This window comes from Micromonospora sp. BQ32, from assembly GCF_059358895.1.
The window spans coordinates 138,697-152,112 of sequence record NZ_JCADBI010000011.1; the positions used below are offsets into that span (position 1 = coordinate 138,697).

Annotated in this window: 11 protein-coding genes; 4 read left to right on the forward strand and 7 right to left on the reverse strand. The window is 72.3% G+C overall.

Annotation, left to right across the window (positions count from 1 at the left end):
• The first annotated feature begins 138 nt into the window (after positions 1–138).
• The 3 genes from AC5L30_RS21265 to AC5L30_RS21275 are packed head-to-tail and all read left to right on the forward strand — an operon-like array spanning position 139 to position 3,339.
• Positions 139–1,101, forward strand: coding sequence for a sulfotransferase family protein (locus AC5L30_RS21265; RefSeq protein ID WP_494869342.1), 963 nt, complete (start codon positions 139–141; stop codon positions 1,099–1,101).
• A complete protein-coding gene (locus tag AC5L30_RS21270) occupies positions 1,094–1,873 on the forward strand; it encodes a sulfotransferase family protein (RefSeq protein WP_494869343.1) in 780 nt (259 codons plus the stop codon). Before AC5L30_RS21265 ends, AC5L30_RS21270 begins: the two co-directional genes overlap by 8 nt.
• Positions 1,870–3,339, forward strand: a complete 1,470-nt coding sequence (locus tag AC5L30_RS21275) for a hypothetical protein (protein WP_494869344.1) — start codon at positions 1,870–1,872, stop codon at positions 3,337–3,339. The genes AC5L30_RS21270 and AC5L30_RS21275 overlap by 4 nt, the downstream gene beginning before the upstream one ends.
• Before the next feature lie 74 nt (positions 3,340–3,413).
• Here AC5L30_RS21275 and AC5L30_RS21280 read toward each other — a convergent pair whose 3' ends face one another.
• The 7 genes from AC5L30_RS21280 to AC5L30_RS21310 form a co-directional block, all read right to left on the reverse strand.
• Entirely contained in the window at positions 3,414–4,265 is an 852-nt protein-coding gene (locus AC5L30_RS21280; protein ID WP_494869345.1) for a sulfotransferase family protein, read from the reverse strand.
• Entirely contained in the window at positions 4,262–5,833 is a 1,572-nt protein-coding gene (locus AC5L30_RS21285; protein ID WP_494869346.1) for a flippase, read from the reverse strand. Before AC5L30_RS21285 ends, AC5L30_RS21280 begins: the two co-directional genes overlap by 4 nt.
• A gap of 31 nt (positions 5,834–5,864) precedes the next feature.
• On the reverse strand, positions 5,865–6,878 hold the full coding sequence (locus AC5L30_RS21290; protein ID WP_494869347.1) for a Wzz/FepE/Etk N-terminal domain-containing protein: 1,014 nt from the start codon (positions 6,876–6,878) through the stop codon (positions 5,865–5,867).
• A gap of 24 nt (positions 6,879–6,902) precedes the next feature.
• On the reverse strand, positions 6,903–8,360 hold the full coding sequence (locus tag AC5L30_RS21295; protein ID WP_494869348.1) for an O-antigen ligase family protein: 1,458 nt from the start codon (positions 8,358–8,360) through the stop codon (positions 6,903–6,905).
• A 184-nt stretch (positions 8,361–8,544) separates the two neighbouring features.
• Entirely contained in the window at positions 8,545–9,834 is a 1,290-nt protein-coding gene (locus AC5L30_RS21300; RefSeq protein WP_494869349.1) for a glycosyltransferase family 4 protein, read from the reverse strand.
• Positions 9,835–10,079: 245 nt separating this feature from the next.
• Complete coding sequence (katG, locus tag AC5L30_RS21305) at positions 10,080–12,356, reverse strand: catalase/peroxidase HPI (RefSeq protein ID WP_494869350.1); 2,277 nt, start codon at positions 12,354–12,356, stop codon at positions 10,080–10,082.
• A complete protein-coding gene (locus AC5L30_RS21310) occupies positions 12,353–12,808 on the reverse strand; it encodes a Fur family transcriptional regulator (protein ID WP_494869351.1) in 456 nt (151 codons plus the stop codon). Before AC5L30_RS21310 ends, katG begins: the two co-directional genes overlap by 4 nt.
• Before the next feature lie 198 nt (positions 12,809–13,006).
• Here AC5L30_RS21310 and AC5L30_RS21315 point away from each other — a divergent pair, with 198 nt between their 5' ends.
• Entirely contained in the window at positions 13,007–13,414 is a 408-nt protein-coding gene (locus tag AC5L30_RS21315; RefSeq protein WP_494869353.1) for a YciI family protein, read from the forward strand.
• The last annotated feature ends 2 nt before the right edge of the window (positions 13,415–13,416 follow it).

A 13,416-nucleotide genomic window follows, 5' to 3' on the forward strand; every position in this document is an offset into this window, starting at 1 on the left:
ATGTGGCTGAACGGGTGATCTTCGTGTGCCCGTGCGGTCCGCAGCCTGGCCTCCCGCCATGATCTCCCGATAGCCTGGCTGCCGCCGGTCGCACCCGCTCTGGTGTCGGGCCGGGCCGGTGCCCGACGAGGAGGACCCGTGGCAGCCGACGACGAGGTCTCCGCGCTGGCGTACACCGCGCGGCGGGTCCGGCGGCATCTGCGCTGGGCGCGTACCGAGGGGATCGGACGGCTGATCGAGGAGGACCGCCTCAACCCGGTCGACCGGATCGGCACGGCCCTGGCGAAGCGGCGGTGGCGACGGCGGGCCGGCCGCACACCCGGCTCGGCGATGCCCGTCTACCTGGTCGGCCTGCAACGCTCCGGCACGAACATGCTGGTCCGGGGCCTGGACGCCGCCCCCGAGGTCGAGGTCCGCAACGAGAACGACCGGACCCTCTTCCACCGCTTCCAACTGCGCCCGGATGCGGTGCTGACCGCCGCCCTGCACCGCAGCCGGCATGCGTACGTCCTGGTCAAGCCGCTCTGCGAGAGCCACCGCGTGGACGAGTTGCTGGCCCTGCCGGGGCTGACGCCCGGGCGGGCGCTCTGGGTCTACCGCGACGTCGACGACCGGGCCCGCTCCGAGGTCGCCAAGTTCGGGGACGCCAACCTGCGGGCCCTGCGGGCGATCGCCGACGGCAGCATCGGCCGACGGTGGCAGGGGCAGCGGCTCAATGCCGACACCGTCGAGCTGATCCGGGCCCACGAACCGCAGCGGTTGGATCCGCACAGCGGCGCGGCGCTGTTCTGGTACGTCCGCAACTCGCTCGTCTTCCAGCTCGGCCTGGACCGACGGGCCGACGTGCTGCTCTGCCACTACGACAGCCTCGTCGCGCAGCCCGCCGCACAGGTCCGGCGGCTCTGCGCCTTCCTCGACTTCCCCTACCATCCCCGGCTGCACGCGCACATCGCCCCGCGCCAGTCGCCCGGCGCGGCGGGCCACCGGCGACTACCGATCGACCCGCGCGTCCGGGCCCGCTGCGACGAGCTGACCGACCGGCTCAACCGCGCCGCGGCCGACGCCCGATCCGAGACGACGAAGGCGGTCGACCGTGGCTGACACCGGAACCCGTACCGCGCCGATCTTCCTGGTCGGGTGCCAGCGGTCGGGCACCACGATGGTGCGCCTCGTCCTGGACTCGCACTCGCGGATCAGCTGCGGCCCGGAGACCCGGTTCCTGCCGGACCTGCGACGGATCGTCGGCCGGGACTGGGAACGACTGGCCCGGTTCGGTTTTCCGCGTGAGGACTGGCTGCGCCGGATCCGGGACTTCTTCGGCGGCGTGCACGCCGACTACGCCGCCGCGCGGGGCAAGACCCGGTGGGCCGACAAGACCCCGCTGTACGCGATGTCGCTCGACTTCGTCACCGAGGTCTTCCCGGACGCCCAGATCGTGCACCTCATCCGGGACGGACGCGACGTGGTGGTGTCGCACCGCAAACGGTTCGGCTACTGGTCCGCGGTGAAGTGCGTGGTGAAGTGGCCGCGCTACATCCGCGCCGCGCGGGCGGTCGGCGCCACCCTGCCCGCGGACCGCTACTACGAGCTGCGGTACGAGCAGGCGGTCAGCGAGCCGGAGAAGACGATGCGGGGCCTCTTCGGGTTCCTCGGCGAGCCGTGGGAGGACGGCATCCTCGACTACGACAGCAAGCAGCACGACGTGGCGCAGAAGTACACCACCGAGGCGGAGCGGCGACGGGCGGCGGCGAGCGTCACCGCGCCGATCTACGGCTCCCGGGTGGGCAGCTACCGCCGCGAGCTCGACCCGTTCCTCCGCCTGCTGGTCTGGGTCTTCTCCGGTCCGACCCTGCGCGCGCTGGGCTACCGGTGACCCGCCCGGGCCGGCTGCGCGTCGTCGCCACCGCCGTCGCCACCACGCTCCTGCTCACCGCCGGCTGCACCGACGGCGACGATCCGCCACCGGCCGCCACCCCCTCCGCGACGGCGGCACCCGAAGCCACCAGCACCGTCGACGGGGTGAGCAACCCGTTCGGCGCGCACTGGGACTGGTCGCGGTACCAGCAGTTCGGCCCGTACCTGCGCCGGCTCGCCGGTTCGGCGACGTACGAGGAGATCTCCTGGTGCGAGATCGAACGGACCCCGGGGCAGGTTGACTGGGCCGGGCTGGACGAGATCGCCTCGCGCAGCCGGGAGCTGGGCATCACCCTGCACCTGAAGATCCGCACCGGTGTGTGCTGGGCGACCGGTGGCACCGCCCGCTACACCCGGGGCACGGCGAACAAGACCGAGTCGGCGATGCCCACCGACCTCGGCGCGTACCAGCGGTTCGTCCGCTCGGTGGTGCAGCGCTACGGCCCGTACGGGGTGCGGGAGTACGCCATCGAGAACGAGGTCAACGCGCCGAGCTACTGGGCCGGCAGCCCCGAGGAGTACGCGCGGCTGGTCCGGGCCGCCGCCGAGACGATCCGCGCGACCGACCCGAAGGCGCGGGTGGTCGACTCCGGCATCAGCAGCGTCGCGTACGGGATGGGTGTCGCCGACCGGCTGGTGCGCGCCGGTCGGGTGCCCGATGCCCTCGCCGCCTACCAGGCGTACTTCCAACGCCGAATCGGCACCCGGGGGCAGCAGATCCCGGTGGTGACCGGGGAGGCGCAACTGCGCCGGGCGCTCGGCACCGAGACCAACAGTCGCAGCCTGCGTTTCCTGGCGATCACCGAGTCGTTGCTGACCGATCGCACCGTCGACGTCCGGCAGGTGCACTTCTACGAGCACTTCAGCGGGGTGACGCCGCTGCTGGACTACCTGCGCGCCACCACACCGCCGGGTACGCCGATCCAGGCGTGGGAGGTCGGGCAGTTCTGGCGCGACGCCGACGGCGACCCGGCCAGCCGGGCGGCGGAGATGGTCAAGACGGTCACCCTGCTGGCCGCCGGTGGGATCGGTGGGATCAGTTGGTTGCCGCTGGCGTACAACCCGAACAACGCGGCCGGCAGCGAGGTCCGCTACGGCCTGCTCGACCCGGACGGCACCGAACGCGAGGCCGGCCGGATGCTGGCCGCCCTGGCCGACGCGGCCCGGGACGCCACCGTCACCCCGCTGCCCGCCTCGGTGGCCGGCCGGCTGAACGGGGTCGCGTTCGTCCGTGGTGGACAGAGCACGTTGGTGCTCTGGTCGGCGTCGAACACGCCGGTGACCGTGCCGGCGACACCGGGCGGACGCACCGGGGCGGTGGGTTCCCCACTGGGCGCGTCCGCGGGCGGCACCACCGTGACCGACGTCCCCGTCCTGCTCCGCGCCGACCAGCCGGTGGACCGGATCCTCGCCACCGTCCGCTAGCGCTGACCTCCGGCGTGCGCTCGCTGGCCGCGTGTCGATGTGCCGAGACCGACGGTGACCGCCGCCGACCGGCGCTAGCCGGGCCAGGGTTCGGGCCAGTCGAGCAGGGCGGTCAGGCGGGCGTTGTGCGGCGCGAAGTACGCGCCGAGACGCTCGCGCAGAGCCGGGGTCAGCTCCGAGACGCCGTGCTCGACGCGACGGGTGTGCCGGGTGAACGCCTCGGGGGTGAAGGCCGGCAGGCCGAGGAAGCTCAGCACGTCGGCGTACGTGCCGGCCGGGTCGGTGTGCAGGTCTTCGGTCCGGGCGACGTGGATCCGCTCCCGCGGGACCTGCGCGAACCACCGGTCCAACTGCTCGGCGTAGCGACCCCGGGCCGCGTACGAATAATTACGCAACGCCCGGTGCGCGGCAGGGCTGTCCGGGCCGCCCCGGGTCGCCCGCGCCAGCCGCTCCTCCTCCGCGTCCAGCGCGTCGGCGAAGGAGAGCGGCTCGACGCCGTACGAGCGGGTGTGCAGGTAGTGCGAGTACGCCCGCTGCACCGGGTCACGCAGCAGTGCGACGAAGCGCGCCTGCGGCAGGGTCCCCGCCACCCGGGCCGGCACGCTCGGGTGGAACAGGTAGTAGGGGCTCGCCTCGAACGTACGCTCACCGGGAGCGAGGTGCGGGAAATGCCCCCGGTACCACCGCACCCCCCGACCATGGTGGACGCTGAAGTACTGCAACTCCTTGCCGCTGGCCGCCCGGACCTGCGGATGCGCGGCGAGATGGTGGTAGAGCGAGGTGGTGCCGCAGCGCTGCCCGCCGATCACCAGGAAGTCGGGCAACGGTCCAGGGTCGCCCGGCGCCGCCGCGCGCCCCCACGCCCGCGCCGCGCGTACCCCCCGGCGCAGGCGGTCGGTGACCTGACGCCGCGCGCCGCCGGTCACGAGCGCACCCCGCTGCCCACGACGACACCGGCGCTGCCATCGTCGGCGGCGCGTCGACCACCTCGGCGGGTCACCGAGCGCAGCACCATGACGTCCTCCCGACTGAGCCCGAGGGCGAGCACCGCGGCGAGGTACACCGCCACGATCGCGGCCAGACCGACCACGAGCTGCGCGGCCGGGCCCCCGACCAGCCAGCGCACACCGAACCCGACGCCCATCGCGACCAGCGCGGCGACCAGGCCCTTGACCATGCCCGCCGTCACCGGCACGGTGTGCACCTGGGCGCGCACCTGCCAGACCCGGGCGACGTTCACCGCCGCCAACGACACCGCCCAGGCCACCGCCGCGCCGAGAATGCCGTACGCCGGGATGAGCCAGAGGTTGAGCAGGACGTTGAGCAGCAGGGCCGCGAGGTTGTCCACCATGTTGACCGAGACCCGGCCGGACATGTTCAGCAGCGTTCCGCAGGGCCCCGTCGCGGCGTTGACGAGCTGGCCGAGCGCCAGCACGACCGTCACCGCCGCGCCGCCGGCCAGACCGGGGCCGCCGACCAGGCGCAGCAGCTGCTCCGGGAAGACCAGCAACGCCACGAAGGCCGGCAGCGACAGCCGGAGCACCCAACCGGTGGCGACCCGGTAGATCCGGCGTACCTCGTCCAGCCGGCCCTGGTGGTAGAGGTGCGCCAGGTGCGGACCGAACGAGGCGTTGACCGGCGCCAGCACGAACACCGCGATCGTGACCAGCCGGGTCGCCACGTGGTAGACGCCGATCGCGTCGGGACCGTAGTCGAAGAAGCCGAGCAGCAACGCGTCCACCCAGATCAGCCCGGTGGACGACAGCGAGGAGACCCAGCTGACGGTGGAGAACCGGAACAGCTCGCCCGGCCGGTACGCGGGCCGGGCGGCGGGCACCCGGCGCACCATCCGGGCGAGCGCCACGAGGGCGAACCCGGCCGCGCTCCAGCTCGCCGCCACCAGTGCCCAGAACGCGCCGGTCAGGCCCGCCCCCAGGACGAGCGCCAGCGCGGTGAGCACCAGCCGGGCGGCCGGCTCGTAGACCTGGCCGATGAGCGCGTAGGCCCGTTGCGTGCGCCACCCCCGGGTGGCCGCCAGCGCGGCCTCGCAGACGGTGGCGGCGGGCAGACACAGCGCCGCCAACCGCAGCCCGGTGGTGAGCTGCGGGTCGTGCAGGGCGTGCGCGAGCCACGGCGCGCCGACCGCCAGACCGACGGCGATCACTGTGGACGCCACGGCCGAGATACCGATCCCGAGCCGGATCGCGCCCCGGAGGGCGGCCGGCTCGTCGTCGGCGAGGTGCACCGCCACGAACCGGGTCAGCCCGGCCCGAAAGCCGGAGAGCGAGAGCAGCCCCAGCAACGACAGCACGGCGTAGACCTGGGCGTACCGGCCGAGTTCGCGTACACCCAGGACCCGGGCCAGCAACAGCATGACCAGGAAGAGCGCCACCTGGCTGAGCACGGCGCTGCCCAGGTTCAGCACACCGCCGCGGGCCATGCCGCGTACCTGCTGGTCGCCGGCCTCCGGCGCGGCCGGCGGCTGGCCGGTCACCCCGCGCACCCGGCGGCCCGTTCTCCGACGGTCACGGCCGTGCCGCGGTCACGGTCTCCGCCGGCGCCGAGGGGGCCGCGGTGGTCGCCGCCGGGGCCACCGGCCGGGCAGCGGCACGACCCCGGGAGAGCAGTTCGAGTACGCCCACCAGCAGCACCCCGAGCAGCAGACCCGCACCGCCCACCGGCAGGGCGGTGCGCACCAGCTCCGTCATCCGGCTCACCTCGTGCGCCTCGCCGATGCTGGTCACCTGCTTCGGATCGGCGGCCTGGGCCTGCGCCCGCGCCGCCTGCAATCCCTCTCGCGCCTGGGACAGGGCGTTGGTCGCCGCGTCCCGCTGGGCGAGCAGGGCCTGGTAGTCGGGGAGCTTCGGCCCCAGCTCGTCGAGCTTCTTCTGGGCGGCGGTGATCGCGGCGGTCGCCGCGGCGACACCCCGGCTGTTGCCGACCGCCTGCAGGGAGAGCTGCTGCTGGCGCAGGCTGGTCAGCTCGCCCAGCGTCGCCTGGTAGATCCGGTCCGGCTGCGAGACCTTGTTCGCCTTCTCCCACGCGCCGATCGCCCTGGTCGCCGCGGTGACGTCGGCGTTGGCCGCCTCGACCTCGCCGGTGGCGATGCCGACCTGGGAGGAGAAGAGGAAGGCCAACGCCCGGGTGGTGGTGGCGGTCAGCACCGGCGCCACCTTCGCCCGGTCACCGGCGGTGTACGTCACCTCCAACTGGCTGCTCGCGCCGACCTGGGTGATGGCCAGCCCGTCGCGCAGCCGCTCCGGCGCCACCCCGGTGTCACCGGCCACGTCGGCGAGGACCCGGGGCGAGGTGACCGCCGCGCCGAACGCCGCGACGAACTGGTTCGCCGCCTGCGTACCGGTGTACTGCGTCCCGGCCGCGCCGCCCACCAGCGCCGGCGCCGCCACGTACGCGGTCCCGCTGAACTGCTGTGGCGCGAGCAGGACGATGGCGGCCGCGGCGCCGGTGGCGAGCACCGGCACCCCCACGAGTACCCAGAGGCGCCGCCGGGCGACCCGCAGGTAGTCGACGATCTCCACTTTTTCCCCAATGCTGTCGTTCAGTCATACCGGGACGGACGTGCCTCGTGGCTGCTCGCCGGTCAGGGTCGGAGCCGGTTGGCGGGCGATCACGCTGGCCGCCGCGGCGAACGCGACGAAGTACCAGAGGGTGACCACGTTGGAGATGACGTTGGAGGCGGCGCTGACCGCCACGAACGCGGCGACGCAGCCGGTGAACCCGACGGCGACGCCCCGCTCGAAGCTGCCCGGGGGCGCCCGCCGCAGCGCCCTCCGCGCGGTACGCAGGAATGCGAACAGCATCAGCAGGTACGCCCCGAGACCGAGCAGCCCGGTCTCCACGTACGCCCGCAGGAAGTCGTTGTGCGGCTTCTTCGCCTCGTCGGTCTCGCGCTGGGTCATGTTCGGCCCGATACCGGTCACCGGGTTCCGGTCGGCGAGCGTGACGATCTCGGTCCAGTAGCCGATCCGCCAGGCCAGGGTGTTTCCGGTCGGGTCTCCGCCGACCGCGCGCGACGTGCCGAGTTGGGCGAACCGCTCCCCGACGGCGGGTACCAGGGCCACCCCGGCGACCGCCACCAGGCAGAGGGTGACCAGCATCCGCTTGCTGCGGTGCAGCGCCGCGACCACCACCAGGCCGATCGCCGCGCCGAGCAGGGCGCTGCGGGTGTTGGTGAGCAGCAGGAACAGCAGCGAGAGCGCGAGCAGCACCCCGAGCGACGCCCGCAGTCGACGATCCAGGAAGCGGTACACCGCGAACCCGAAGATCACCATGAACATCAGGTAGCGGCCGAACGTGGTCGACTGGCTGAACGTGCCGCTGATCCGGGTGAAGTCGCCCTTCACCTCGGCCGGCGGGTTGCCGAGCAGCGACAGGACGACGGTGTAGCCCAGCGCCAGCACCAGCGAGGCGTAGCAGGCGAGCAGGACCCGACGGATCGCCACGGTGTCCGGCATGAGCTGTTCCAGCACCACGAACATCACCACCACGGTGAGGATCCGCAACGCCTCCAACAGGCTGTTCGCCGGCCGGCTGGCGCCGAGGGCGCTGACCACGCTGCTGGCGCCGACGAGCAGCATGGCCCAGCTCAGCGGGGAGCCGCGCAGCCGCCCGTGCCGGCGGAGCTGCGCGGCCAGCCAGAGCCCGGCGGCGAGGAGGAACAGCACCGCGAGCAGGGTGGAGGGGTCCACCGCCCGGGCCGTTCCGGCGGAGTCGGCCTGGCCGGCGCTCGGACCGGTCAGCTTGAACAGGTCGACGCAGGAGCGCACCGCGAGCATCAGCAGCACGTACCCGGCGAACCGGGTCAGCGCGAGGACGGCCACCGCGATCCCCGCGACCGCCGCGAGCGGCAGCACCATGGCCCTACGGTCACCGGCCGCCATGGAGACACCGGCGACCACCGCCACGACCGCGGCGGCCAGCGCCGCGCCGCCGGTGAGGAGGCGGGTCGGGTCGAGCCGCCTGGTCAGGGGCGGAGTGACCTGCTGCGTCTGTTGTTCCACTGATCCCACTGAACTGAATCGGCGCTGCCCGGCCGCTGCCGGGCGCGGCCAACCGATGTCCTCCCGGCACAAGATCGGTTCAATCTAGCCCTGTCACCTCGACGGCAGAAGGGGCCGTTGCACCGAATGCTCCGTCCTCCGCGGGGCTGATCCGACGCTCCCCCGGCGAACGCCGCATGGTCGGTCAACGGCTTCCGCGGCTCGTGCCCCTGGCCCGCCCGCCCGGCTCCGGGGCCAGGTGGAGATAGAGCCGCTCCAACTCGCGGGCGGCGGTGTCCCAGCTGTATCTTCCGGTGATCCGCTCGCCCAGCGCCACGGCGCCGGCCCGTTCAGCCGGCAGGTCGGCGAGCAGCGATGTCAGCGCCCGGACCAGGTCGTCCTCGTCGCCGTCGCGGAACAACCGCCCTCCGGCGGCGTCGGACTTCAGCACCTCGACGTGCGGCGCGATGTCGCTGGCGACCACCGGCAGCCCGTACGCGGCCGCCTCCAGCAACGTCAACGGCAGTCCCTCCAACCGGGACGGTTGGACGAAGCCCGCGGCGCCGGCGTACAGCTCGGCGAGCAGGTCGCCGTAGGCGAACCCGGTGAAGACGATCCGGTCGTCCGCCCCGGCTTCCCGGCGTAGCCGGTCCACGAAGTCGTCGGTGAACGACGACCCGCCGACGATCGCCAGGCGCATCGGGGTCTCGGTCCGGCGGAAGGCCCGGATCAGCAGGTCGGCCGCCTTCTCCGGAACCAGCCGACCGACCAGCAGCAGGTAGCCGCCGGGGGTCAGCCCGAACCGGTCCTCGATCTGACGGGTCCGCGCGGGTCGGGCCGGGTTCACGCCGTTCGGGATGTAGGTCGTCGGGCGGCCGAACCGGGCGCCGTAGTGGGCGGCGAGCCCCTGGGAGACCGCCACCCGCTGGTGCGGCACGTATCCGCTGAACCAGTGGGCGCTGCCCAGCACCGCCCGCGCGGCGAGCCCCCACTTGCCCCGCTGGTTGTCCAACCCGTGCACGGTCAGCACCACCCGCGCCCGGGACAGGGCACGCGGGAGCGGGGCGACCAAGGCCGGCCCGAGCCCGTGGTAGTGCACGATGTCGGGCCGCGCGGCCATCGCCGCCATGGTCGAGGTCGCCGCGTGCACGATGGCGTCGAGGTGCTTGCTCGCGATCGTGTGGGTCTGGCGCAGCCGTACGCCCCGGTAGCCGTCGGCGGGTGTCTCGCCGTAGCTCCGGCGGCAGTAGACGGTGACCTCGTGCCCGTAGCTGGCGAGCCGGCTGGCCATCTCCTCCACGTGCCGTTCGATCCCGCCGTAGGTCGCCGGCATCCCCTTCTGGCCGATCATCGCGATCCGCAGCGGACGCCAGGCGATGCCGGTGTTGGCGACGCCGGCTCGGGGCTCCCGGGCGGGGACCGTCCGCTGCCGGGGTATCGCAGGGCTTCCGGCGTGCTGGTCCATGTCCTCGGCCTGCAGGTCGGGATGGGCCACGTTGACTCCCTGCGTGACTAGGTCCGCGCCCGCCGCCCGGGCAGGGTCAACACCTTGCCATGGATGGGCCCGTCCGCCAGCTGATCAATGAGACAGAAAAATCATCCATGGGATTCGTCGCAAAGGGAATGGCACCGGAGTGACATCGAGGTGGACGGCGCTGGTGCCGCGTCGAACGGCACACAGAGATCGACGAGCCCCGGTCGATCACTGGTGGATCGGCCGGGGCTCGTCGGTGCTACCTGTCAGGCGAGATCGAACCGGTCCAGCTCCATGACCTTGGTCCAGGCGGCCACGAAGTCGGCCACGAACTTCTCGCGGGCGTCCTGGCTGGCGTAGACCTCGGCGAGGGCGCGCAGCTGCGAGTTGGACCCGAAGATGAGGTCGACCGCGGTCGCGGTCCACTTCACCTCATCGGTGGCCAGGTCGCGGATCTCGTACACGTGCTCGTCGGACTTCGACGCGCTCCACCGGGTGCCCGGGGAGAGCAGGTTGGCGAAGAAGTCGTTGGTGAGCACGCCCGGCCGGTCGGTGAGGACACCGTGCCGGCTGCCGCCGACGTTGGCGCCGAGGGAGCGCAGGCCGCCGATGAGGACGGTCATCTCGGGCGCGGTCAGGTTGAGCATGTAGGCACGGTCGACGAGCAGCACCTCCGGCTGGGTCTTCTCGCCGGCGCGCAGGTAGTTGCGGAAACCGTCGGCGCGCGGCTCCAGGACCCGGAAGGAGTCGGTGTCGGTCTGCTCCTGGGTCGCGTCGGTGCGGCCCGGCCGGAACGGCACGGTCACCTCGACGCCGGCGTCCCGCGCCGCCTTCTCGACGGCGGCCGAACCGGCCAGCACGATCAGGTCGGCGAGCGAGATGGTCGCCCTGCCAGCGGAGTTGAACTCCTGCTGAATGCCCTCAAGGGTGGTGAGGACGGCGGCCAGCTGCTCGGGCTGGTTGACCTCCCAGCTGCGCTGCGGCTCCAGGCGGATGCGCGCCCCGTTGGCGCCGCCGCGCTTGTCGGTGTGCCGGAAGCTCGCGGCGGAGGCCCAGGCGGTGGAGACCAGCTGGTCGATCGTGAGACCGGACTCCAGGATCTTCGCCTTGAGGGCGGCGATGTCGGCGTCGCCCACCAGCTCGTGGTCGACGGCCGGCACCGGGTCCTGCCACAGTTGCGGCTCGGCCACCCACGGCCCGAGGAAGCGGTCGATCGGGCCCATGTCGCGGTGCAGCAGCTTGTACCACGCCTTGGCGAAGGCCAGTGCGAACTCGTCGGGGTTCTCCAGGAAGCGGCGGGAGATCTTCTCGTACGCCGGGTCGACGCGCAGCGACAGGTCGGTCGTGAGCATCGTCGGCCTGTGCTTCTTCGCCGGGTCGAAGGGGTCCGGGATGATCGCCTCGGCGTCCTTGGCGACCCACTGCTTCGCGCCGCCGGGGCTGGTGGTGAGCTCCCACTCGTAGCCGAAGAGGATCTCGAAGAACCGGTTGCTCCACTGCGTCGGCACGTCGGTCCACGTCACCTCGAGACCACTGGTGATCGTGTCGGCGCCCTTGCCGCTGCCGTGGGTGCTCAGCCAGCCCAGGCCCTGCGCCTCCAGCGGGGCGCCCTCGGGCTCCGGACCCACGTGGTTGTCGGCGACGCCGGCACCGTGGGTCTTACCGAAGGTGTGACCACCGGCGATGAGGGCGACGGTCTCCTCGTCGTTCATCGCCATCCGGCCGAAGGTCTCGCGGATGAAGTGCGCCGCCGCGGCCGGGTCCGCGTTACCGCGCGGGCCCTCCGGGTTGACGTAGATGAGCCCCATCTCGGTCGAGCCGACGCCGGCGGTCATCTCCTTCTCGGAGGCGTAGCGCTCGTCGCCCAGCCAGGTGTCCTCCGGACCCCAGAAGATCTCCTCGGGCTCCCAGACGTCCTCGCGACCGAAGCCGAAGCCGAAGGTCTTGAAGCCCATCGACTCCAGGGCGACGTTGCCGGCGAGCACGAGCAGGTCGGCCCAGGAGATCTTCTGGCCGTACTTCTGCTTGACCGGCCAGAGCAGCCGGCGGGCCTTGTCCAGGTTGGCGTTGTCCGGCCAACTGTTCAGCGGCGCGAACCGCTGCCCACCGTCGCCGGCGCCGCCGCGACCGTCCTCGATGCGGTACGTGCCGGCGGCGTGCCAGCTCATCCGGATCATCAGGCCGCCGTAGTGGCCGAAGTCGGCCGGCCACCAGTCCTGCGAGGTGGTGAGCACCTCGACGATGTCGCGCTTGAGGGCCTCGACGTCGAGCTTGGCGAACTCCTTGGCGTAGCTGAAGTTCTCGCCCAGCGGGTTGCCCTTGGACGAGTGGGCGTGCAGCACCGAGAGGTCGAGCTGGTTGGGCCACCAGTCCCGGTTGGTGCGCGGACGCCCGCCGGTCTTCGGAGTCGGCGAGTCGATCGCCGGGTTCTCACTCTCGCTGCCGTGCGCGGTCACCGAGTCGTGCGCGACCGGGCAGCCGGCCGCTGCCTTCTGGTCCACGCCCTGCGCACTGGTGGGGCCGTTGTCCTGGGTGTCGCTCATGTGCTTCCTTCCGAGCTTGCGGATCTCTGGGGCGTGCGTTCGGTCGCGCAGTCGGGGCAGGTGCCCCAGTAGACGACCTCCGCCTCGTCGACCACGAAACCGTGGTCGCCCGAGGCGGTGAGACAGGGGGCGTGGCCGACGACGCAGTCGACGTCGGCGATGGCGCCGCAGGAGCGGCACACGACATGGTGGTGGTTGTCCGCGACCCGGGACTCGTAGCGGGCGGTTGCCCCGGCCGGCTGGATGCGCCGCACCAGGCCGGCGTCGGTGAGTACGCGCAGCACGTCGTACACCGCCTGGTGGGAGACCGTGGGATGGTCCGCGCGGACCAGCGCGATCACCGCGTCGGTGCCGACGTGCGGGTGGTCGCGCAGCGCCGCGAGCACCGCCAATCGGGGCCGGGTCACGCGCAACGAGGCAGCCCGCAGCTGCGCCTCGAAGTCGGACGTCACGGGTACGAACACTAGCTCACTATTTTGGAACGAATCAAGTTTTGCCCCGCCCGAGGTACCCCAACGGTGGACGATTCACCCGAGGTTAACCTGCGGGAGGAAAAAAATCGGACAGCCATGTCGAGAAGTGCTGACCGGCTTCGTCCCCGGAGTGAACGTGACCACGATGGGTCGCAGTCAGCACCAAGGAGCATCACGATGGCCAAGTACCTGCTGCTCAAGCACTACCGGGGCGCCCCGGCCGGGGTGAACGACGTGCCGATGGACCAGTGGACCCCGGCGGAGATCTCGGCCCACATGCGGTACATGCGCGACTTCGCGGCCCGACTCGAGGCAACCGGCGAGTTCGTCGACGGTCAGGCACTCGCCCCGGAGGGGGCGTTCGTCCGGTACGACGGCGAGGGCCGCCCGCCGGTCACCGACGGCCCCTTCGCCGAGACCAAGGATCTCATCGCCGGCTGGATGGTGATCGACGTCGACAGCTACGACCGGGCCGTCGAGCTGGCCGGGGAACTGTCGGCCGCTCCCGGGGCAGGCGGGAAGCCGATCCACGAGTGGCTGGAGCTGCGCCCGTTCTTGAGCGAGCCCCCCACCATCACGGAGTGACG